At 61.4% G+C, this 20,817-nt stretch carries 23 protein-coding genes and 1 tRNA gene; 6 read left to right on the top strand and 18 right to left on the bottom strand.

Annotated features, from left to right (window positions below):
• The first annotated feature begins 16 nt into the window (after window positions 1-16).
• Together fabG and ACOFKT_RS02320 are read left to right on the top strand one after the other, a co-directional pair.
• Window positions 17-763, top strand: coding sequence for a 3-oxoacyl-[acyl-carrier-protein] reductase (gene fabG, locus ACOFKT_RS02325; protein WP_419805826.1), 747 nt, complete (start codon window positions 17-19; stop codon window positions 761-763).
• A 103-nt stretch (window positions 764-866) separates the two neighbouring features.
• Window positions 867-1,577, top strand: a complete 711-nt coding sequence (locus tag ACOFKT_RS02320) for a DUF4396 domain-containing protein (RefSeq protein WP_419805825.1) — start codon at window positions 867-869, stop codon at window positions 1,575-1,577.
• Here the strand turns inward: ACOFKT_RS02320 and kdsB are convergent.
• Window positions 1,561-2,340 carry a 3-deoxy-manno-octulosonate cytidylyltransferase gene (kdsB, locus tag ACOFKT_RS02315; RefSeq protein ID WP_419805824.1) on the bottom strand — a complete coding sequence of 260 codons (780 nt, stop codon included), beginning with the start codon at window positions 2,338-2,340 and terminating at the stop codon, window positions 1,561-1,563. The two genes, ACOFKT_RS02320 and kdsB, sit on opposite strands and share 17 nt — an antisense overlap.
• A gap of 108 nt (window positions 2,341-2,448) precedes the next feature.
• Between kdsB and ACOFKT_RS02310 the strand changes: the two genes are divergently transcribed.
• Both ACOFKT_RS02310 and ACOFKT_RS02305 read left to right on the top strand, forming a co-directional pair.
• Window positions 2,449-2,525: transfer RNA gene (locus ACOFKT_RS02310), tRNA-Met, on the top strand.
• A 27-nt stretch (window positions 2,526-2,552) separates the two neighbouring features.
• A complete protein-coding gene (locus ACOFKT_RS02305) occupies window positions 2,553-3,737 on the top strand; it encodes a glycosyltransferase family 39 protein (protein WP_419805823.1) in 1,185 nt (394 codons plus the stop codon).
• Here the strand turns inward: ACOFKT_RS02305 and ACOFKT_RS02300 are convergent.
• On the bottom strand, window positions 3,712-3,912 hold the full coding sequence (locus tag ACOFKT_RS02300; RefSeq protein ID WP_419805822.1) for a hypothetical protein: 201 nt from the start codon (window positions 3,910-3,912) through the stop codon (window positions 3,712-3,714). The genes ACOFKT_RS02305 and ACOFKT_RS02300 overlap by 26 nt on opposite strands.
• 42 nt (window positions 3,913-3,954) lie before the next feature.
• Between ACOFKT_RS02300 and ACOFKT_RS02295 the strand changes: the two genes are divergently transcribed.
• Both ACOFKT_RS02295 and ACOFKT_RS02290 read left to right on the top strand, forming a co-directional pair.
• The gene (locus ACOFKT_RS02295; protein WP_419805821.1) at window positions 3,955-4,206 is read left to right on the top strand and encodes a hypothetical protein; all 252 of its coding nucleotides are present in this window, start codon (window positions 3,955-3,957) and stop codon (window positions 4,204-4,206) included.
• A gap of 154 nt (window positions 4,207-4,360) precedes the next feature.
• Window positions 4,361-5,644, top strand: a complete 1,284-nt coding sequence (locus tag ACOFKT_RS02290) for a S41 family peptidase (protein WP_419805820.1) — start codon at window positions 4,361-4,363, stop codon at window positions 5,642-5,644.
• 208 nt (window positions 5,645-5,852) lie between these two features.
• Here the strand turns inward: ACOFKT_RS02290 and ACOFKT_RS02285 are convergent, their stop codons facing one another.
• From ACOFKT_RS02285 to ACOFKT_RS02210, 16 genes are all read right to left on the bottom strand, one after another.
• Complete coding sequence (locus ACOFKT_RS02285; RefSeq protein WP_419805819.1) at window positions 5,853-6,773, bottom strand: rhomboid family intramembrane serine protease; 921 nt, start codon at window positions 6,771-6,773, stop codon at window positions 5,853-5,855.
• A gap of 41 nt (window positions 6,774-6,814) precedes the next feature.
• Complete coding sequence (locus tag ACOFKT_RS02280; RefSeq protein WP_419807083.1) at window positions 6,815-7,333, bottom strand: hypothetical protein; 519 nt, start codon at window positions 7,331-7,333, stop codon at window positions 6,815-6,817.
• Between the two features lie 93 nt (window positions 7,334-7,426).
• Complete coding sequence (locus ACOFKT_RS02275; protein WP_419805818.1) at window positions 7,427-8,584, bottom strand: MBL fold metallo-hydrolase; 1,158 nt, start codon at window positions 8,582-8,584, stop codon at window positions 7,427-7,429.
• A gap of 36 nt (window positions 8,585-8,620) precedes the next feature.
• The gene (locus tag ACOFKT_RS02270) at window positions 8,621-8,974 is read right to left on the bottom strand and encodes a hypothetical protein (protein WP_419805817.1); all 354 of its coding nucleotides are present in this window, start codon (window positions 8,972-8,974) and stop codon (window positions 8,621-8,623) included.
• Entirely contained in the window at window positions 8,971-9,276 is a 306-nt protein-coding gene (locus ACOFKT_RS02265; protein WP_419805816.1) for a hypothetical protein, read from the bottom strand. The genes ACOFKT_RS02270 and ACOFKT_RS02265 overlap by 4 nt, the downstream gene beginning before the upstream one ends.
• Complete coding sequence (locus tag ACOFKT_RS02260; RefSeq protein ID WP_419805815.1) at window positions 9,269-9,730, bottom strand: MaoC family dehydratase; 462 nt, start codon at window positions 9,728-9,730, stop codon at window positions 9,269-9,271. The genes ACOFKT_RS02265 and ACOFKT_RS02260 overlap by 8 nt, the downstream gene beginning before the upstream one ends.
• Window positions 9,731-9,803: 73 nt before the next feature.
• Entirely contained in the window at window positions 9,804-10,643 is an 840-nt protein-coding gene (locus ACOFKT_RS02255; RefSeq protein WP_419805814.1) for a PP2C family protein-serine/threonine phosphatase, read from the bottom strand.
• 52 nt (window positions 10,644-10,695) lie between these two features.
• Window positions 10,696-12,492 (bottom strand): carboxypeptidase regulatory-like domain-containing protein, encoded by a 1,797-nt coding sequence (locus tag ACOFKT_RS02250; protein WP_419805813.1) that lies wholly within the window; start codon window positions 12,490-12,492, stop codon window positions 10,696-10,698.
• The gene (locus ACOFKT_RS02245; protein ID WP_419805812.1) at window positions 12,489-14,120 is read right to left on the bottom strand and encodes a hypothetical protein; all 1,632 of its coding nucleotides are present in this window, start codon (window positions 14,118-14,120) and stop codon (window positions 12,489-12,491) included. The genes ACOFKT_RS02250 and ACOFKT_RS02245 overlap by 4 nt, the downstream gene beginning before the upstream one ends.
• A 245-nt stretch (window positions 14,121-14,365) precedes the next feature.
• A complete protein-coding gene (locus ACOFKT_RS02240) occupies window positions 14,366-16,186 on the bottom strand; it encodes an aryl-sulfate sulfotransferase (RefSeq protein WP_419805811.1) in 1,821 nt (606 codons plus the stop codon).
• Between the two features lie 146 nt (window positions 16,187-16,332).
• Window positions 16,333-16,845, bottom strand: coding sequence for a hypothetical protein (locus ACOFKT_RS02235; RefSeq protein ID WP_419805810.1), 513 nt, complete (start codon window positions 16,843-16,845; stop codon window positions 16,333-16,335).
• A gap of 292 nt (window positions 16,846-17,137) precedes the next feature.
• Complete coding sequence (gene atpC / locus ACOFKT_RS02230) at window positions 17,138-17,566, bottom strand: ATP synthase F1 subunit epsilon (protein WP_419805809.1); 429 nt, start codon at window positions 17,564-17,566, stop codon at window positions 17,138-17,140.
• A 93-nt stretch (window positions 17,567-17,659) separates the two neighbouring features.
• Window positions 17,660-19,102: a F0F1 ATP synthase subunit beta gene (atpD, locus tag ACOFKT_RS02225; protein ID WP_419805808.1), complete on the bottom strand. Its 1,443-nt coding sequence runs from the start codon at window positions 19,100-19,102 to the stop codon at window positions 17,660-17,662.
• A gap of 24 nt (window positions 19,103-19,126) precedes the next feature.
• On the bottom strand, window positions 19,127-20,263 hold the full coding sequence (locus ACOFKT_RS02220) for a F0F1 ATP synthase subunit gamma (protein ID WP_419805807.1): 1,137 nt from the start codon (window positions 20,261-20,263) through the stop codon (window positions 19,127-19,129).
• Window positions 20,264-20,542: a hypothetical protein gene (locus ACOFKT_RS02215; protein ID WP_419805806.1), complete on the bottom strand. Its 279-nt coding sequence runs from the start codon at window positions 20,540-20,542 to the stop codon at window positions 20,264-20,266.
• Between the two features lie 22 nt (window positions 20,543-20,564).
• Complete coding sequence (locus ACOFKT_RS02210) at window positions 20,565-20,792, bottom strand: hypothetical protein (protein ID WP_419805805.1); 228 nt, start codon at window positions 20,790-20,792, stop codon at window positions 20,565-20,567.
• Between the last annotated feature and the right edge of the window lie 25 nt (window positions 20,793-20,817).

Raw genomic sequence — 20,817 nt, 5'->3', positions numbered from 1 at the left:
AGGCAGGTACGAAGAGATGGCAGGTTTGGATGGGCGCGTCGCGCTGGTCACGGGAGCATCGCAGGGCATTGGCCGCGCGGTTGCGATCGAGCTCGCCAGGGCAGGTGCCACGGTTGCACTCGCCGCGCGCAACGGGGCCAAGCTGGCCGACGTAAAAAGCGAGATTGAGGCGACGGGCGGTAAGGCCGAGAGCTTTGCCCTGGACGTGTCGAGCGAAGATTCAATCAAAGCCGTGGCAAAGGACATCATCGCGAAGCTGGGCGCAGTACACATCCTGGTCAACAACGCCGGCATGACGAAGGACGGCCTGGTGCTGCGCATGAAGACCGCCGACTGGAACGACGTGCTGCACACCAACCTGACCGGCGCCTTTCTGCTGACGCAAGCCGTGCTGCAGCCCATGATGAAGGCGCGCTGGGGCCGCATCATCAACGTCACCTCCGTCGTAGGCGAAACCGGTCAGGCCGGGCAGGCCAACTACGCCGCCAGCAAGGCCGGCATGATCGGGTTGACCAAGTCGCTGGCACGCGAGTTCGCCAGCCGCGGCATCACGGCCAATGCAGTCGCCCCGGGCTACATCGAAACCGCAATGACCGCGGTGCTGAACGACGACCAGAAGAACGCAATGCTGACCATCGTACCGCTGGGCCGCGCGGGTGCCGACTCCGACATCGCTTCCGCCGTGCGCTTCCTTGCCTCGGACGACGCGAGCTACATCACCGGGCACACGCTGGATGTAAACGGCGGCATGTACATGGGCTAGTCGCGCGACGCCGACGCGACAGAACACGCCTGCCGTCGCCGGCAGGCGTTTGCGTTTGCAACACCTTGCGGCAAAGGCAGTTCAAACGAGTGCAGAGGCCAACTTGCTGCATACCCTTGCACTTATCTCAATCGTGGTCGCTTTCGCCTGCGCGTTCGGCATCGCCATGGATGAGCTTCGCCGTCCGCAGCGCATGGGCGTCATGAACATCGTGTGGCCGGTCACGGCACTCTACTTCAGCGTGTTTGCGGTATGGGCCTACCTTCGCTTTGGTCGTGCAAAACCGAAAGCAGAGCAGAGACCGATGCAGATGGGCGGCATGCAAGACATGCAGCAGAACAAGCAAAACCAGGACCATCCCGCCCCGGACTGGACAGAGATAGCCAAAGGGACAAGCCACTGCGGCGCAGGCTGCATGATCGCGGATGTCTGCTGCGAGTTCAGCATTGCCGCCGCAGGCATTACGCTCTTCGGATCGATGCTCTGGGCGGAGTACGCGATCGATTTTGCCGCGGCATGGGCGCTCGGCATCGTCTTCCAATATTTCGCAATCCGCCCCATGCGGCACGACCTGAGCGCAGGCGGCGCGGTGCTCGCCGCCGTCAAGGCCGACACCCTGTCGATCCTCTGCTTCCAGGTGGGCATGTATGCGTGGATGGCGCTCACCTACTTCGTCTTGTTCCCCGCACCGCACCTGACGCCGTTCCAGCCCGCGTACTGGCTGATGATGCAGGTCGCGATGGTGCTCGGCTTTCTGACGAGTTACCCCATGAACCGCTGGCTGATTCGCCGCGGCGTCAAGGAAGGGATGTAGCGCTGCCCCGCTCCCGCAGCAGCGCTTCAACCCGCAGCAGGTCTTCTTCGGTATCAACACCGACGGTGTCGAACGGCACGGGTTCGACGTAAAGGCTCACTCCATTTTCCAGAAGCCGCAACTGCTCCAGACGTTCCGCCTGCTCAAGCGTGCCGGGCCGCAGTTGCGCGAATCGCAGCAATGCCTCGCGGCGGTAGGCATACAGGCCCAGGTGCTTCCAGTACGCGGGTTGCGCGCCGTCGCGATCGTACGGAATCGCCGCCCGGGAAAAATACAGCGCACGCCCATCATTTGCGGTCACGACCTTGACCGCGTTCGGATTGTGGACGTTTTCAGGCGAGCACGGGGTCTTAACGGTCGCAACCTCCACATGAGCGCCAAGCAGGAACGGCCGCAGCAGCGCGTCGATGTGGACCGGCGCCAGAAGCGGCTCATCTCCCTGCACATTCACGTAAATGTCCGCGTCTACGTTCTGCGCGATGGCGTGCATGCGGTCCGTGCCGCTGGGCAGCGCCGTATCGGTTCGCTGGTACGGCCAGCGCTCACGCTCACACAGCGCGGCAACCTCATCCGAATCGACGGCGATCACGACCTCGCTGAACTGCGGGCAGCGCTGGGCCGCTTCGACGACCCACTGCAGCAGGGGCTTGCCCAGCAGAGGCCGAAGCACCTTACGCGGCAGCCGCGTGGAGGCGAGCCGCGCCGGGATCACCGCGACAACGCGCCCAAGCGAACGGAAGTCGGAAGTTGTGCTTTCGGGCAAGGCGGCGATCGGGTTTGGCTCCGGCTGGGTCTTCCGGTAGACTACCTGAGCAGCGAGTCGGCCTGGCGCATCCCCGCGCCGTGGTTTGGGCCACCGCAGTTCCACCCTGGCGGTGTAGCTCAGATGGTTAGAGCGACGGACTCATAACCCGTAGGTCAGTGGTTCGATTCCACTCACCGCCACCAAAGCAACTCTTCAAAATCGAGTTTTTTTTGGCCGGTACCTGGCTGCCACTGGCCCATGGTACTACTGCACCCATGACTGAAAGTTGGTCCGAGCGTCTTTCCGCTCTGGTTGGCGTTGTAGCGCTGTGTCTCGCAGCTCTGTTTCTCGTCCAGGAACACTCTTATTTCTACGATGACGCCTTCATCACGCTTCGTTACGCCCGGCATCTGGCTGAGGGATTTGGTCCGCGTTGGAACCTGGCGGGCCCAGCTGTAGAAGGCTTTACAAGCCCGCTGCACGTCCTGCTGATAGCGTTTCTGTTGAAGTTGAAGGTTGGCGCAATCACCGCACCCCGGATGATTGCCTTTGCCTTTCATCTGGTACTTGTGATCTGGGTCTGGAGATGGTCCAGACCTCGTTTTGGGAGTCTCGGAGCGACCATCGCAGCGTCGAGCATTGCGACCTCTTTCGCCATGCTGTTTTGGGACCTTGGCGGGCTTGAAGCCGTCCCGTTCGCCGCCCTTTGCACCTGCGCTACCCTAGCCATGCTCAGCTATGCCGACGGAGGCGGGCGCCGCTATCTGATCGCGGGAAGCGTTCTGTGGGGCCTGGCCTGCCTGACGCGATTGGACGGTTTAGTTCCTGCGGTGTACACGGCTGCCCTGGTGTGCCTAACCAGACCGGTCGACCGCAAGGAACGGCTGCGGGATGTTGCGATCTTTGCTGCCTTTCTGGCGCTTGCGTTGGTGCCGTATGAGGCGTTTCGCCTGGCCTACTTTCACCAACTCCTTCCGAACACCTACTACGCGAAGGTCTATGGCATCCCGCGCTGGTACCTGATCGGGTCCGGCAGACACTACCTGCACCTTTTCGCAGCGACGACACCCTTCCCCCTGCCTCTACTGGTCGCAGTCGCCGCCGCGCAGGCCTTTTTTCGCGTGCTTCGCCCCCGATCGCTGTTTCTGATCGGCTGGATCGGTGTAGTGATTCTCTTCGTCGTGGCAAATGGCGGCGATTACATGTTTGGGTTCCGTTTCCTACTCACGACCATTCCCATCATCTACGTGGCAATCGTGCAGGGGCTCTCGTCGCTTGGCTTGCTCGATCGGCCAAGAACAGCGATCCCCATTGCAGTGGGTCTGCTGTTTCTTTTCGCCTCGCAGTTCAGAACTGCCGATTCTGAATCAACCCAACGGGGACATCACCTCACTGGCCGGAAGAATCGTCGGTGAGCACCTGCAGAAGACCTTCCCGCACGGTGCTGTCATTGCACTCAACGCTGCCGGCGCAGCCCCGTACTTTGCGGACGACTTCACCTAGATCGACATGCTCGGTCTCAACGACCGGGAGATCGCCCTGCGCCATCCGGTTCCGATCGATGGACCCTGGCTCCAGAAGCTCGGGCATCTGAAGGCTGACGGTGCAAGCGTCCTGAGGCGGAGACCAGACGTGATCATTCTTGGGCCGCCAGCGGGCATGCCTACGTCTTCGGGCGAAACACCCTTCCTGAGCGACAAGGAGCTGGAGGATTCCTCGCTGTTCGTCGATGCCTACAGACTGTGCACGGCCAACTTGCGGCCAGACGCCGAAGAAGCTGCTGCTCTGCGAAGGTTTGACGCATCCACCGAGCAGCATCTGTACTACTACGTTCGCCGTGGGCAGCCCTGCTACGGCGCTGAGCCGTCTGGCACGGCACCTTAGAGTTAAGTGTTGCTCCCCCTTTAAGTTGGGGCACTCGCGGATACCGACGTCCGCAGGGGTGCAGCGCCGCTTCTCAGGGGGCGTATGCTATCCGGAAGCATGCGGCGTCTAAACCGCAGTGCTGTTTGCCACCAATGCCTGAGGTGCCGTACCCGTGCCCAAGTCGCTGAAGATTTCCCTGCTCGCCATCTCTGCCGTGCTTCTGCTCACCGTCTTTCTGGGAGCAAATTTCAGTGGAGTCCACGCGGCGACCGCGTCAGACAAAGAGGGCGCGTACCGCCAGATCCAGGTCTATGGCGAAGTTCTCCAGCACATCCAGGCGGATTACGTGGAGGAGCCGAAGATGGCGGTGGTGACCACGGGCGCACTGCGTGGCTTGGTGGAAACGCTTGATTCCAGCTCCAGCTATATGCCGGCCGACGAGTACAAGACGTACAAGGCCAATACGGCGGGCAAGGGCTCCATCGGTCTCACGGTGGCGAAGCGCGGCTACTATGCGGTCGTCGTAAGCACGGTCAACGGCGGGCCGGCGGACAAGGCCGGGCTTAACGATGGCGACGTGGTCGAATCCATTGGCGACATCAACACGCACGACCTTTCTGTGGCCAGCATTCAGAACAAACTGGATGGTGAGCCGGGTACGTCGGTGACGATCTTCGTGATCCGTCCGCGTCATTCACGCCCGGAGAAGATGCAGCTGACGCGCGCGAACCTGCAGCCGATCCCGGTGTCCGAGACATTCTACGAGGGCAACAGCATCCTGTACCTAAAGCCCGCCGCAATCGATAGTGAGCACGTGCAGCAGGTGGAACAGAAGCTGAAGGCGATGAGCCGCACCAGCACGCGCAAGATTTTGCTGGATTTGCGAGATGTATCGACCGGAACAGACACGGACGCGCTGCATCTGGCGAACCTGTTCATCAAGAACGGCACGCTGGCCACGCTGGAAGGTCAGAAGTTCGCGAAACAGACGTTCAGCGCCGAACCCGGCAAGTCGGTCAACAGCTCGGCCCCGATGGTCGCGATTGTGAACCGCGGCACAGCCGGTCCGGCGGAGCTGGCCGCCGGTGCGCTGCTCGACTCCAAGCGGGCGGATGTGGTCGGAGAGAAGACCTTTGGTGAAGGCAGCGAACTGAAAACGTTCGAGATGCCGGATGGCTCGGCCGTTATTCTTGCGGTGGCGAAATATCACACCCCGAGCGGCAAGAAGCTGCAGGACGAGGGTCTGACCCCCAACGTTCTGGTGGCACAAGACCAGGGCGATCAGGCCGCGGCAGGCGGCGATGATGAGGACGAGGACGCAACGGACAGCCAGGTCAGCAACGCCTCGCAAACCGTGAACGCGAGCAAGCCCGCGCTGCCACAGGCAAAACAGCCGGTCATCGTGGATGAGCAGTTGAACAAGGCCCTCGATATCCTGAAGGGCAAGAACGTCTAGGTGTTTCTGGCTAAAGCTAAGGCCCGCCATCTGGCGGGCCTTCAGCTTTTCTCTCAAGGTTTCCAAGGCCGCGACGTGGAAAGCGGCAAAAGCAGGTCCCTTCTCCGCGCCGATGTGTCACTGCCGAGTCGTTCCTGCGGAGCGTGCCCGAGGACGACACCTGGCGACGCACAGGCTGCATTCCATCCCTACTCTGGCCGAGCCACGGCTAACCGAGGCGGCTTACGAACTTGCCCAGCATGGCCAGAACCAGGGCAGCAGCCCCAAAGACCAGGCGTTGGCGGTTCAGGTACCGCCGGCGGCCGAGCGTCATCGCGGACAGCAGCGGCACTCCCAGCAGCAAACCGGAAAGAAAGCCGCCGACGTGGGCACGATTGTCAATGTGGATGGGCAAAAAGTTCTGAAACGCGGACCCAAGACCGATCAAGAGGTTAATCCCAGCGAAGTTGATCACCGAGCGGCGAAGAGCGTGCAGTTCTGGAAGCGGAATGCCGCCACGGCCGTTGCGCGGCTCAGCCAATCGCCGGTTCGACAACAGGACGATCAGGATACCGGCAATACCAAACACGGCGCCGGAGGCACCCGCGCCCACAATGCCGTAGTTGCGCGCCAGCACGTCGGTCGCCACAGAGAGCAAATTGCCCGCAGCACCGGTCAACAGGTAAACCGAAATCATGCCAAAGAATCCCAGGAGCGGCTCCCCCAGCAGCCCCAGGTTCCACAGGCACCACATATTCGTGGCCAGGTGGACGAGACCGACATGGACGAACATGGCCGTGAGGATGCGCCACCACTGGCCGGCCAGGACCAACTCTGCATTATTCGCACCATAGCGCAGCAGGCTGTATTCGTTCGGAGCCTGGGCGCTGACGCCGTGAAAGACCATCCAGAGAAAGACGCCGATGTTGGCGGCAAGCAGCACGTACGTGGCGGGTGCGCGAAAGAACTGGTCGCGGCGTGATGCCGGGCGAGTGACGCTATCGTCGGTCCGCCCGGGCAGCTGCTGCGGTGCCACCACGGTTTCGCCGGTCGGGTAAACGGGCTCCGCCGGTGCTGCTGCACCGAAACCGCCGTAGCCGCGGCCAGGCACGGTCACACCAGTGTTGGCGGCCGGCTCGGAAGGGTCCATGGGATTCACGCGTGCGCTTGTCGCAAAGCAGTCTCTACGGCCTAGAGCCGCTGACGGCCCGTGGTAAGCCGCCGCTGCTGCACCGTGTTGTGAATCAGCATGGGGGCGGGCGTCATGATGGCGACCATAATCCACATAAGGAGGCTGAAGAGCAGGCCGCCCAGCGCCACCGTCTGCAGGGTCACTGCAAACGAAAGATGGCCGGTGTGCAAACTCGCAAGCGCAGTCTGGCCCCAGGGAGCGCGATGAATGATGGCGGTTGCGAGCAGAAACGCGAAGAAGCTGAGTGTGAAGACGGCCAGCAGCAGCACGTCAATGCTGCGGTGCAGGCGCTGACGAGCGCGGCAGTGATAGCAGTCGGCCAGGTGTATCTCATATTCGGTGCGCGTCGCCGGCGACACCTCTGACAAATCGTATCGCCAACCAGACAGAGTCGTGCCGACGACCTGGTCGTTACAGCCCTCGGGTACCCCCAGCAGCGCGGCAGCCGCACTGTGTGCCGCGGCATCCTGCAGAAATCCCGCCGGCTTGCCCGTGTTCCGGGGTGTGCTCGAATTCATCGTCACGTCACTCATCTTAGAGACTTTGACTCCGCAAAGCCAGCGCAGGATGCGCCGAGGAGCCTTCTGTCCAACGTACGACACTCGCCGCTGCTAAAGGCAAAGGCTGGCCATGGGTTCGGCCTGTGGGGCAAGTAGGATGCGATTTCCAAGCAGGCTCAGGCGGTCGCCGACAGCAGTCTCTGCCGCACGGCGTGCCAGATCGGGCTGGTTGTTGCTCTCGGAAAGGTGGGCAAGCACCACGTAAGCGGCGCCGCCGTCGTAGTCGCGCAGCAGGAACTCGGCGCAGGCATCATTTGACAGGTGGCCCACCCGGGAAAGCACGCGCTGCTTGACGCTCCAGGGATACGGCCCGTCGCGAAGCATCTCGATATCGTGATTGGACTCGATCAGAAGAACATCGCAGTTGCGCAACGCCAGCTTTACATTGGGTGGCATGTAGCCCAGGTCCGTCGCGAAGCCGACGCGCAGACCTTCCGCCGCGAACACAAAGCCGCAGGGATCGGCGGCGTCGTGCGGAATGGTGAACGGCGTAATGTCGATGTCGCCAATCGCGAGGTGACGGCCGGCCTGGAAGTACTCGACCGCCGGCAGAAAACTCGGGTTCTGGCGGATGCTCTCGCGCAGGGTGCGACTCGTATCGTCACAAAGGTCTTCCTCGGCAGCCGCAGCCAGGGCCATTGCGGGCTCGATGGTGGCGTCGGGAACTGCGGCGGACTCGGCCATCAGCGAAGACGCCGGGGCCGATTCGGTGTGGCGGTGAACGGCGCTGGACTCCAGCGGCTCGATGCCGGGGTCGACCGGAATGCCGTCTGCGGGGACAGCATCGCTTAGGAAAAAATGATCGTCGGGAACGTCATCGTTCCGGTTGGGCGCGGTTGCAATTTGGTGAGCCAGCGCCTGCGCTTCCAGACGCTCCTGCTTCTCACGGCGCTGCTGCTCGATCCACTGTTTGTAGCTGATCGTGGTGCGGGGCGTCATCTGCCGCACCCAGGCGCGGTGGGTCTGCTCGGTAAAGTAGACCGGAATGTCCAGCCGGCGGGCAAGAACGGGCAGGCCGCTCACGTGGTCGGCGTGCTCGTGGGTAATCAGGATGGCATCCAGCTTTTCCGGGTCCTCGCCGACCTGATGCATCCGGCGCATCAGCTCCCGGCAGGAAAGACCGGCGTCCACCAGGATGCGGGTGCGCGAGGACGCAACGACGGCGCTATTGCCCTTCGACCCCGAGGCGAGCACCGTCATGCGCATCATGAAGGTAGTTTACCAATCAGTAACGTGGAAAGCGAGTCAGGCGGCGGCTTGCTTCTCCAGTTCTTCAATCTGCTCGCAGCCCTCAATGACTTCCTCCTGAAATCGCTCGTCAGCCTCGCGACGGTACTCAAAGGCCGGGTGGAGATGAACCGTTTCTTTCGCATCTGCGAAGGAGACAATTCCAACTCGGACCAGGATTGTTCTCACCCCCGGTTTGGTCACACCAGAACGCTGCAGGTGCCAGATAATGTCACTTACGCTGTCGCCTGCCTTGCGCATACAAGAGGCGCTCGTCTCCAGATCGGGAGTGATACGGAGTAGAGCGTCGAAGGCGGCACGATCCCGTACTGAATTCACTGTTTCCAGGATTTCAGATTGAGCTTCCGTCACCTTGTCCTCCCTCGAATAGAAAGCAAACGCCTCGGATTTGCACCGCCGCGCCGCCACGCTTTGAGCACGATCTTAGCGTACCCTTCGGCTTGAGCAAAACTGTAGATCTGGCGACGCAACGCCAGAACCGCTGCATATCCAACTTTCAGATACGGCTCGTGAAGTGGCTCAATACCGACGTTCAGAAGATGGAGTTCGTCACCCAAGATCTCTACGAACGCCGAGAAGACCAACCAACCGTGCATCGTACGGAAAGTCTCGTTGAATGTTTCTCCCGCGATGAATCGCCGCTCCTCAGGCATGATCTCTCAAAGGTGCCAGAAACTTCACGGTGCTCTTCATCACCACTTCGTCGCGCTGGTTCAGGGTCAAAGTAAAAATGGTCACCAGGCCGAGTTCCGGGCGCTTCTTGCTGCGGCGCAGGCCGATGACCTCGGCTTCGGTGCGAATCTGATCGTTGGGCCGCACCGGCTCGGTCCAGCGAATCTCCTCAACGCCGGCGCCGATCATGCCGCCATGAACGCGGATGGTTTCCACCCGCAGCCGCATGACGATGGCTGCGGTCAGCCAGCCGCTTGCAGCCAGGCCCTTAAAGAAGCTGCTCTTGCCTGCGTTCTCGTCCAGGTGGAAAGGTTGTGGGTCGTACTTCTCCGCGAATTCAGTGATCTCCTTGGCGGACACGCGTACGGCTTCAGTGGAATTGAATTTCTGGCCAAGGTAGAAATCATCAAAGTACAACTCTGCGGATGCGCTCATAGTGTTCTCCCGTTTGGCTATTCAGATGCGAGACGACCGCCGGGCTTCCGCCCAGTAAAGCGTCAAGCACGATTCAAAATTCGGATTGCGTAGCGGCCTGGGCACGCAAAATGGACGTCATGCGCGTGACCCGCTCGCCATTGTGGCTCTCGGGCACCGGTGTCTCACAGCGCAGGATCTCAAGCAGAAGCACGGTGATGTTATCGCCACCGCCAAGCAGATTGGCGGCATCGATCAGCACGCGCGCCGCATGGAACAGGTCGTGGCGGTGCCGTTCGACGATGCTCAGGATGTCCTGGTCGGCCAGGTCGCGGTTCAGGCCGTCCGTGCACAGCAGGAACAGGTCGCCGGCGCGGCAGGGGTGTTCGGCGGACTCCGGCTCCACTTGCTTTTGCGAACCCACGACGCGGGTGATCACGTTGCGCAGGTGCGACCGGCGCGCCTGTGCTTCCGTGATCTCGCCGTTGCGCACCTGTTCCTCAACCACGGAATGATCGGCAGTAAGCCGCTGGATGGCGCCATCGCGGACGCGGTAGCAACGGGAATCGCCCACATGCGCGACCCAGATGCTGCCGCGTTGCGGCACCGTCTGCAGCGCGACCAGAGTGGTCCCCATGCCGCGCAGCCTGTGGTCGCGCACCGCCATGTCGTACACGGCGCGGTTGGCCGCAAGCACCGCCGCGTCAAGGTCGTCCGCCGTCATGGCTGCTGAGTGCAACGCGCGTGTCTTCCCCAGGAACGCGGTTGCGGTCTCCCGCGAGGCGATCTCTCCACCTGCCGCGCCGCCCATCCCGTCACAAACCACGTAGCAGCCAATCTCCGGGTCGGCACCGCAGGCGTCCTCATTCCGAGCCCGCACCCGTCCCACGTCGGTCAGCATGGCATAGCGAGTTTCAAGCGTCGGCGGCGGCATGGGTGAGCAGGACAGAATTCACGATACACAATGCACCTCAAACGATGCGCGGCTAACGTTGCTGGGCGATGGCCGCTTCGTGCAACGTGACCTGGCGCGGACCGCTCCCAGCGACAGTGACCGGCAGTGCGTGCGTCAGATACGGCATCAGGGCAGCCGGGTCGTGCCAGTTCAACTTCCAGTCATTGTCAATCGCGACCAGCAGGTAGTTGCCGGGCAAGACGCCGGCAAAATGAAAGCCACCGTCCAGGTCGCTCTGGTCAGCGCGGAACAGATCCTCGTTCGTGTCGGTGCCTGCGGGCACAAGCACGACCAGCGATCCGGCGTGCGGCTTGCCGTCGGCAGCGTGCACCGTGCCGTCGACCTCCGGCGAGTACTGCGTGCAGACGACCTCAGCGGAGACGGAGCTACCGTCAACGTGCAGCACCTTGGAAGTGACAACTTTGCCGTTCACTGTCAGCCGGCTCACGTTCCAGGTTGTTCCTTCACCACGCAGCCGGACGCGATAGTCGCCCGCCTCCACGCCGGTAATGCGTGCACTTCCCTGCTCCGCTTTGCCAAACACCGGTGTCGCATTGCGCGATGAGCCGATGCGCTGTAACTCGACCTCGACGGCGTCGGAGATCGCCGCGCCCCCTGAAGTGCGAAGCGCCATAAGCACATCGCCCGAGTTACTCGGCGACCCGGCCTGCATCGCCACAGTCGCGGAGCCGGTTGAAAGATTCACCGGAATCCCTTCGAACTGATTCCCGCCACGCCCGAAGGAGCGCATCTCGTATTGTCCTGGCGCAATGCCAGAGAGGATGAGTGCATCGCCCACCCGGCCTGACATTTGCGCGCCAGAGGCCTGGTCGTTCCCGAACACTTTTTGGAAGAGCACAGGATATCGCTGGATCCCGCTCTGCGGACCCGCGTCCACCGAAGGCAGCTGCACCGTAAGCGTCACCGCGTGCTCCGCCTGCATCAGCAGGTTGGCGGCGGCGCGTTGACCCGCCTTCAGCACAATCGGCGTCGCGCCGGCCTCAGCCGTCGCGTGCGGGTAAAAAGTAATGGGGTACGCGACGTCAAGCGCCGGATCGGTGGAGGTACGGTACGGCATACGGTCTTCGTTCGCCTGTGGCCGCGCGTGCACGGCGTACCAGGGCGTCGCATTTGCCGCAATGTAATACCGCCCAGGCTGCAGCTCCTGAAACTCATACCGGCCATCGTCGTCGGCTTGCATGCTGCCGGCGGGACGAAACCGTGGCGAGGCGTTGGCCTCTGCGCCGCGCGCCCCGGGATCATCGCCTCCGTCGCGGAACAGCATCATCGTGGCACGGACAGGCTCGCCGGTATCGTCCAGCACGCGGCCGTGCAGCGATGCTTCCGCAACCAGCGTGAAGCGCAGATCGTCAGTCGGAACGCCCGCGCCAATCACAATGGCGGAGCTGAAACCCTCGTGCTCCAGGTACAACGTGCCAAGGTAACCCGCCGCGCTGGCCCGTAACGCATAGCGCCCCGCAGGTTGCGGCGGCAGACGGAATCGGCCCTCCGAATCCGTCTGCGCGGTCTGGCTCTGGCCGGGTTGCGGAACACCACGACGACTGCTCGCGTTGCGCTGCTCCGCGTTCAACGTGACGGTCGCGTTGGCGATCGGGTGACCGTCCGCCGCGCTCACCACCCGTCCAGACACGGCCTGAACGCCGCTTGCGGCAGCCGGCAATCGGCCCGGCGTGACGTCCGCGGTCGAGGCGGACCGCGGAACGGGCAACACCTGCGCCATTCCCGCCGCCCCAGCAAAGCAGAGCAACAAGCCGGCCAGGAACATGACACAGTGATCGCCGCGAGCGGAGCCGTGCTTCCGGCTCACGGCTGCACCCCCGTTCCGTCCAGACCGACAAGTTCCGCCTGCACCTGCGCGGTCTGCCCCGCAGTCACAGTAACGGCTCCGCCCTTTGCGTCATAGGTCCGCATCGCTTGCGCGTCCAGGTACGGCAAGGTGTCGGTCTGGTCCGCGGGCATGGCAAAGACCCGATAGCTGCCTGGGGGCACATTGCCCTGCTCGAACTTGCCCGCGCTGGTCACGTAGGAGTACAGCACGTGGCCGGAGCCGTCCGTCGGCAGAATCAGCACACGCGCCGCCTGCAGGCCGGTGCTGCGGAAATCCACCGTGCCTGCGATAATGCCGCTGTCATCGCGCAGGGTGACTTCGACAGGTGCGGTGTGACCCGAATCGTTGACGACCAGCGCCTGCGTCATCAGGTTCACGCCGTCAGAGGTCATCGCGGCGATATACCCCCGGCCCATGGCATTTCCCTGAACAAAATAGCGGCCGGGCATCATGTTCTGCAGCATCGGACCGTTCGTGGTGTTCTGCATCATGCCGCCACCGCCGCTTTCGGTGTCCTCGGGACGGATGGAAAGGAAGAAGCCGGGGCTGTTCTGCGCCTGCGCCGGGCCAGCGTAGACACTCGCGCCGCTTCCTGTTTGCGTGCGCTCATCGCGAACGCTGACGGGTATGTCCTGCGTCGGGGTAAGCCCAGCCGGCGCATGCAGGATCGCGGCACCCGCAACATGCAGCGGAATCTGCGCGGCCGCATGCTGCTGACCGAACGTGCTCACGGTCACAACATAGTCGCCGTCCGGCAGCGCACCTTCCACTGCGCCGTTCCGGTTATTCCAGCCAAGCTGGTACAGCTGAAAACCAGTACCCGATGAGACCCGCACGTTGACCGGGGAGTTCGGCGGCAATCCCTGTACCGGAATGGTGACCGAGTAGTATGGCGCGGTGTGCAGGTGCAGGTTCGCCCGCGCCGGCTGCCCGTACCCAAGGTGGAGTTTGGTCGCGCCGTCCAGAGTGCGCGTGTCGCCCAGGAAGTCGGGCGGGTACTGTTCGGAAACTGTCGGCGTGGCGGTCAGGTTAAACATCTGAGGCGACCATTCGCTCGTGGCAACCGTGTACTCACCCGGCTGCAGGTCCGTGATCAGAAACGACCCGTCCGCACTGAGTGGGCGCACACCCGCCATCTGCCACCGGAACCGCCCATCCTGAACGGACCGGCGCAGCAGCTCCACCCGCAGGCCACGCAGGCTTTCCGCGCCGTTCGCTGTAATCTGGCCACGGATCGACGCGGCGGGCAACAGGCGCAGCACAACGTTGCCGGTGTTCGCTGTCGCATCCAGCGCAATGAGTGTGCCCTGACGTGATGGCAAATACCCGGGCCGCTGCGCGCTAAAGCTGATACCGCCCGACAACAGGCCCCTCAGCATATTCGCGCCGGTGATGACGACAGGCGTAGTTGAACCAGTTGCCTGAACGGCCGGCGCGGCGGGCACGCTCACGTCCAACGTGAACTGCCCTTCCGCATTCGTCATGGTCGCCAGCCGACGGTCGCTGGAAACGACCAGCGCCCGCCCGATTGGCCGACCCGTCACCCCGTTCACCACCGAACCGTGCAGGTGATACACCGTATCCGCCGTGTTTTGAGCGGGAGCCATACCTGCCCATCCGAGGCAGAACGCAAAGCACCGGAGCAATCGGCAGGGTCTCAGCATGATCTCTGCTCAGTGGACGCAAGTGCGCAGCAGAAAGTACGTCCACGCCTGCAGAAATGACGGCACCCGGCGGCACCCGCACGTTGCAGGCAAGACACAAGGGCCGGAAGCATGCTCCCGGCCCTTGTGTCTGGTATTCGCGCTCGCCCTTCGCAGACGCGAGCGCCCTTCAGCCAAGAGGGACGTAGTTAGTTCCACAGAACGCCTGGGTACAGGCTGGGTATGCGGAAGCCGCGGTACACATTCGCTCCACTGGTGTGCATGTGCCAGACCGTTTGCGGGTTATCTGTCTGTGTGACTTCGAACACATCGGAGTCTGTGGTTGGACTGGTTGAGGAAAGGTCATATTCGACGTTTCCGTTCGCCAGTTTATCGACGTTTCCTCCAAAGTAGCTGTACAAGTTTGTTGGCAGAATCTGGTGGAAAACGAGTGTCGCGGTCTTCGCAGCTTCGTCGATCTCGTATACCGGAATCGTGCTGTAGTGACACGCCGGGCTGCCCTGCACATCGCACTGGACTCCAGGCGAAAAGACACGATCGTCGCCGTTGTCCATCATCCCGAGCGAGAAAACGCCGGCACTCTGGGGTGTGAACAGCGTCGGCATGTGCTGGGCGTACTGCCAATCGACAGGATCGAGGCCATTCCGCAGCGTCAAATCTCCCTGGTAACCCAGGCGCCACAGGATGCCGCCCGTTCCTGCACCGTTCCGGTAATCCACCTTCACCACCCAGTTCTGGTGGCGCATCGATACGAAAATGTTCCCGTCCGTGGGTGAATAGGTGATTGCATTGGTGTGCGTCAGGTCAGGAAAGCTGAACGGGTGACGATTCACATCCAGGTGGTCAAACTCGTCCCAAACCCATACCGGGTTCAGGTTCTTATCCAGATCCACGACCGTGTCCGCGATCACGTCCAGCTTGCCGGGATAGCCGGGAAGGTCGGTAAAGGTGCGAATGGTATTGGACAGCACGAGCAGATGGCCGTTGGGAAGCGGCGTGACCTCGTGGTGAAGCTCAAGCAGGTTCAGGTTATAACCGGCACCGTGCATTCGCCGGTTCAACTCGGCAATCGGTAACTCCTGGACGGTATTGCCGGCCAGGTCGACTTCCCGGAGTGCTACAACTACTCCGGCCGGGTTGGTCTTGTGTTGCAGCGGAAAGGTACTCCCTTCTCCAATGCTCAAGATGAAGTGCCCGTTCGGCATGAGCTTGGCACCTTCAATCACAGAACCTATATTGTTGGGCGTGAACTGGTAAGTCCAGATGGGCCTTCCCTGCAGGTCGGTTACGGCCACGCCAAGCAAGGGCAGCGTTACAAAGGTGAGTTGTTCCACGCCGGGCTGGGGAGTCATGCCGGGAGTCGCTGCGGCGGTGATCTTCGGCACATTCACCGGCGCGCCCGTGGTAAACGTATGGTCCGCGTCCGCGATTGAGGTGCCGTCAGCAAGCGTGGCCACTGCCTGCAGATGATAGGTGGTGTTCGCAAGCATGCCCGCAACCTGCATTGCGATTGGCCCGGCGTCAGAACGGGACTGAATCCAGGTCTGCCGCCCGTAGGACGTATCCGTTCCGAAATTCACCACCACGCTACCGGCTGTCGGTAAATTGACCGTGTACAGAGCAACCTGCGGATTCGGTGTTGTGGCTATCTTGCCCGGCTCCAGCACCGGCTGGCCCTGAAAGCTCCACTGCAAACTACTCGGGCTAAACGCAGCACGACGATCCTGTCGAATCGTAAATGTGTCAACGCTGGTAACCGTTGCTCCCGACGGGACACTGCCGAACTGTACCGTCGATTTTGTGACAGCAGTCTGGGGCGAGTTGCTGGTCACTGTGCCGGTTACGCCCTGCTTCTGAACCGCATCGTTTACCACATCCGCGGTGTAGGTGTAGTCGTACTCGTATAACGAAACGCGAGACGAGCTTTGTAAGTGATAGCTACCGACAGAGAGCTGCGCAGAAGCTGCAGATGTTAGAAAAATTCCGGCGAAAGCAGCGGCAAGTGCCACAGGTCTGCCAACGCGCCTGAAGGCGCGGAACGAAATAGGCATATAGATTCTCCGAACGAGTGCGTCAGTGGAAGGCTTTAGAAGTGCAGCCTTTAATCGTGATCACGCGGAAGAAGTACTGCAAGGGGGAAAGGTGAATCCTGGCGTTACAGTCCGAACCGCTGACGGCTCACTCCCAGCATCGCGAACATGCCGGTGGCAAGCAGCACGACGGAGCTGACCTCAGGCGTCGCCGCCGTGGGAGTTACCGGTGCTGTGTCGCCTGAACTTACTGGATTAAACGAGCTGTCATACAGAGTGAATGCCTGGGCGCCAGGGCTACCCGAACCGGAGTAGAGGAACGATACCTGAAAATACGTGAACAGGTCTGGGTTCGTGATATTTGCAAGCAGATCCAGTTCGCCATCCGCTCCCAAGGTAGCGTCAGGCTGTAACACGAAACTCGTGATATCGGCACTCGCACTCGTCTGATCCACCAGCGAGGCAGTTGTTCCGAACGGGAAGAGAATGACCAGGTCATCTCCCTGGTTCATCGTGCCTGACAGTTGGTACTGATACTGCCAAGTAGATCCCGACACCTGTTGCGTCGTGTACGAAACCGTCAGCGGGTCCGCCTTGATCGGCGATGCACACAGAATCGTGCCTGCCAGGATCGCCAACGTTGATCCGAGCAGAGAAATGTACCGCCGCTTCAAACGGTTCGATGAACCTGTTTCCGGTTCGCGTTGAGGTTTGATCTGATGCCTGGAGGTGGGCTGTTGTGAAATTGTGACGAGCGCACATGGATCGCCCGACGCGGCGGCTTTGCCGCTTAGGAAGCGTAATGGGGAAAGTATGAACATAGCTGATGATGTCACCTATAGCCTACACAGTAGGCTATTGTCAACCAATCACTCAAAACGCCGCCCATACAGGGCGGCGTTTCAGCACCGATTCCAGAAACAGGATGCGCTAGCGATCGTTCGCGGCGATGATCTTCTCTTCGGCAACGCGAATTTCGGCCCGGGCGTACTCGTATTTTTCGGAGTCGTCTCCGGAATTGCTCCAGTCGTCCTGCGCCTTCGCCAGGTCCTGCTGCGCCTGCGAAGCGTCGATTTCCTGCGGCTTCATCGCGGTTTCGGCGAGGATGGTGACGCGCTGCGGCAGAACCTCGACAAAGCCCCAGGCCACGAAGAACTTCGCGTCACCAGACCCTGCACCATGCAGCTTGACCTCGCCCGCACCGAGTTCGGCCAGCAACGGCGCGGCACCATAGAGCGCTTCCATGTAGCCGGAAAGAGCGGGCAGTTCGACTGCATCCGCAGTCGTGTCGACCAGCACACGGTCGGGCGTCACGATGCGCACGGCGAGGTGTCCGGATGTGGTTGTTTCGTCTGCCATAGTTCGGTTCTCCCGTTGCTCTCGTTACTCGCGTCGCTCTCGCCCTACGGTTCTCACGCGAGAAACGCACGACGAGAGCGACGGACAACGGTTCTACGCGTTCGCCTTCATCTTCTCGGCTGCTTCCAGCACTTCCTCGATGCCGCCCTTCATGTAGAAAGCCTGCTCGGGAATATCATCGTGCTTGCCTTCGATAATTTCCTTGAAAGAGCGAACCGTGTCAGCGACCTTGACGTACTTCCCGGGGTTGCCCGTGAAGACCTCGGCCACGTGGAAGGGCTGCGACAGGAAGCGTTGCACCTTACGCGCGCGAGCGACGGTGATCTTGTCTTCTTCCGACAGTTCGTCAATACCGAGAATGGCAATAATGTCCTGCAAATCCTTATAACGCTGCAGAATTCCCTTCACGGCCTGGGCGATGTTGTAGTGCTCGTCGCCCACAACGCGCGGCGAAAGAATGCGCGACGTGGAGGCCAGCGGATCGACAGCCGGGTAGATACCGATTTCTGTCAAGGCGCGGTTGAGCACGGTGGTCGCATCCAGGTGGGCAAATGTCGTCGCCGGCGCCGGATCGGTCAAATCGTCGGCCGGCACATAGATTGCCTGCACCGAGGTGACGGAACCCTTCTTGGTCGACGTGATCCGCTCCTGCAACTGGCCCATTTCCGTCGCCAGATTGGGCTGGTAGCCAACCGCGCTCGGCATACGGCCCAGCAGCGTGGAGACCTCAGAACCGGCCTGCGTGAACCGAAAGATGTTGTCGATAAAGAGCAGCGTGTCCGCCCCTTCCACGTCGCGGAAGTGCTCCGCGATTGTCAGCCCGGTCAGCGCCACGCGCAAGCGCGCTCCTGGCGGCTCGGTCATCTGGCCGTAGATCAGCGCGGCCTTCGATTTCCTCCAGTCGTGCGGGTCGATGACGCCGGACTCCTGGAACTCCATCCAAAGATCGTTGCCCTCGCGGGTGCGCTCGCCAACGCCGGCAAACACTGAGAAGCCACCGTGCTGCATGGCAACGTTGTTGATCAGTTCCTGAATCAGCACCGTCTTGCCTACGCCGGCGCCGCCGAACAGGCCGATCTTGCCACCCTTCAAGAAGGGCTGGATCAGGTCGACGACCTTGATGCCGGTTTCGAACATCTCTTCGCCGGTCGCCTGCTCATCAAACGCGGGCGCCTGGCGATGAATCGGCATGCGTGCTTCCGTCTGCACCGGGCCAAGCTGGTCCACAGGCTCGCCGATGACGTTCAGCACGCGGCCCAGGGTTTCGCGGCCCACCGGAACCATGATCGGGTTGCCGGTATCGACGGCCTTCATGCCGCGAACCATGCCCTCGGTCGCTTCCATGGCGATGGTGCGCACGCGGCCCTCACCCAGGTGCTGCTGCACCTCGACGATGACGGACAGCGGGTTAGGAATGTCGAAGCCCTCGCTGGTAATGCGGAGCGCCTGATAGATCGGCGGCATATGATGCTCGTCGAACTGGACGTCCACGGCCGGGCCGCTGATCTGAATAACTCTGCCTACGTTTTCTGCCATAACTCTCTCTATGCGCGGCGGTCGTTAGATCGCCGAGGCTCCTGAAACGATTTCAATGATTTCCTTGGTGATGGCCGCCTGGCGCACGCGATTCATGGTCAGCGTCAGATCGTCGATCATGTCGCTTGCGTTGCTACTGGCCGAGTCCATCGCGGTCATGCGGGCGGCGTGCTCCGACGCCGCCGACTCCAGCAGGGCGTGGTAAATCTGCGTAGTTACGTAGCGCGGCAGCAAATGGCGGAAAAGCTTCGCGGGCGCATCATCGTAGGTGTAGTCGACGTCCGCCGTGCCGAAAGTCTTTGCTTCCTTTTCCTGCTCAGTTTCTTCTGCTTCATTGATCGAGATGCCGGACTCGGCAGCGGCACGGCCTGCGGCTTCCTTCTGCTCCTCCGTCATTTCATCCAGGGCAGTAATCTCCGGCGAACCGAGTTTACGAATCGGCAGCAGCTTCTCTACAACTACGCGCTGGGCAATGACCGACTTGAATTCGTTGTAGACGACATAGACGGCATCGATTTCGCTGCGCTCGTAGCGATCGATAATCGAGTGCGCAGCCTTGTCAACCTCCAGGAAATCGAGTTTCGCCAGCAGCTCCGAACGGTCATACGTCACTTCAATCGGCTGTTCGCGGTGGCGGATGTCCTCAATGTGCTTGGAAAGGCCGTTGTCGTACTCCTCTTCCTTGTGCTCCCACTTGGCATCGGGGTACCGGCGCTTAAAGTAGTCCCGTGCCTTGCGGCCGACCGTTTCGACGTCGACGCAAATCTCGCCCGGTGTGCCATCGTCGTGGCCGGCCGGCCTCGCTTGGCGGCGTCCATCAATAAATTTCTGCGCGGCCTTGCCGACGTTCGCGTTAAACGCGCCCGCAAAGCCCTTATCACCGGCGATAACGAGCACGAGCGCGGTCTTCTCAGGACGCTCGATCAGCAGCGGATGCAGTTCGTCCGCGCCGGTGCCCTCTGAACCCTCACCGTATAGATTGGCCCGGCGTACCAGCGATTGCAGCACGTTGGCCAGCATCTGCGCATACGGCCGCGCCTGCATGGCGCGCTCCTGCGCTCGACGCAGCTTGGCGGCAGAGACCATCTTCATGGCCTTGGTAATCTGCCGGGTGTTTTTTACGGAGCGAATGCGCCGCTTCAGATCCAGTACGTTTGCCATCTATCGACTTTGTTTCTCTTCCAATTTCGCGACCCGAACTTCCAACTCAGTGAGCTTTCCAATCACCATCATCATGTCCGAGTGAAAGCGATTCTCAAGCGCAGTGATGCGGGCATCCAGTTCGGATTTGATAGCACTGATGCATCCGTCGAGCCGGCTCTCGACCTGCGCCAGGCGTACGTCCAATTTTGAATAGTTCGATTGGGATAAAAGAACACCGACAAGAGCGGTGATCGTAGGGAGCGCGACAGCCAATGCAAGAATAACTTCCGTCCTCATGCGCTACCCCCTCACCTGGATTCTAGTGCCCCGAAACCGCTTCTCCGCGTTGCCTTCCTTGCGAAGCCAGCCATCGCTGCTCCTGCTCCAGCATAAACAACCGCGCGTCCTGATTTTCCGTCACGGTTTCGACCTTGATCAGTCGCGTACGCAACGATTCGACCTGCCGCTTGAGAAAGAACACGGTCGCTACAAGAAACCCGACCAGAAGACCTGCTGTCCACGTCAACGCTATCGCTGCCGCGCTCATTCTGCACTTGTCCTTTATGCCGCCT

Source organism: Terriglobus sp. (genome assembly GCF_965201105.1).
In the GTDB taxonomy this organism is placed as follows: Bacteria; Acidobacteriota; Terriglobia; order Terriglobales; family Acidobacteriaceae; genus Terriglobus.
The sequence above is the reverse complement of the archived record's forward strand: the minus strand, read 5'-3'. Positions and strand labels throughout refer to the sequence as shown.

Coding starts and splice junctions, on each gene's coding strand:
- ACOFKT_RS02260 (WP_419805815.1), bottom strand. CDS start 9,730: ATGAGCGCATCCGCAGAGTTGTACTTTGATGATTTCTACCTTGGCCAG.
- ACOFKT_RS02265 (WP_419805816.1), bottom strand. CDS start 9,276: ATGCCTGAGGAGCGGCGATTCATCGCGGGAGAAACATTCAACGAGACT.
- ACOFKT_RS02280 (WP_419807083.1), bottom strand. CDS start 7,333: ATGAATTCGAGCACACCCCGGAACACGGGCAAGCCGGCGGGATTTCTG.
- ACOFKT_RS02220 (WP_419805807.1), bottom strand. CDS start 20,263: ATGGCAAACGTACTGGATCTGAAGCGGCGCATTCGCTCCGTAAAAAAC.
- ACOFKT_RS02210 (WP_419805805.1), bottom strand. CDS start 20,792: ATGAGCGCGGCAGCGATAGCGTTGACGTGGACAGCAGGTCTTCTGGTC.
- atpC (WP_419805809.1), bottom strand. CDS start 17,566: ATGGCAGACGAAACAACCACATCCGGACACCTCGCCGTGCGCATCGTG.
- atpD (WP_419805808.1), bottom strand. CDS start 19,102: ATGGCAGAAAACGTAGGCAGAGTTATTCAGATCAGCGGCCCGGCCGTG.
- ACOFKT_RS02255 (WP_419805814.1), bottom strand. CDS start 10,643: ATGCCGCCGCCGACGCTTGAAACTCGCTATGCCATGCTGACCGACGTG.
- ACOFKT_RS02245 (WP_419805812.1), bottom strand. CDS start 14,120: ATGGCTCCCGCTCAAAACACGGCGGATACGGTGTATCACCTGCACGGT.
- ACOFKT_RS02285 (WP_419805819.1), bottom strand. CDS start 6,773: ATGGACCCTTCCGAGCCGGCCGCCAACACTGGTGTGACCGTGCCTGGC.
- ACOFKT_RS02300 (WP_419805822.1), bottom strand. CDS start 3,912: ATGCCCGAGCTTCTGGAGCCAGGGTCCATCGATCGGAACCGGATGGCG.
- ACOFKT_RS02275 (WP_419805818.1), bottom strand. CDS start 8,584: ATGATGCGCATGACGGTGCTCGCCTCGGGGTCGAAGGGCAATAGCGCC.
- ACOFKT_RS02215 (WP_419805806.1), bottom strand. CDS start 20,542: ATGAGGACGGAAGTTATTCTTGCATTGGCTGTCGCGCTCCCTACGATC.
- fabG (WP_419805826.1), top strand. CDS start 17: ATGGCAGGTTTGGATGGGCGCGTCGCGCTGGTCACGGGAGCATCGCAG.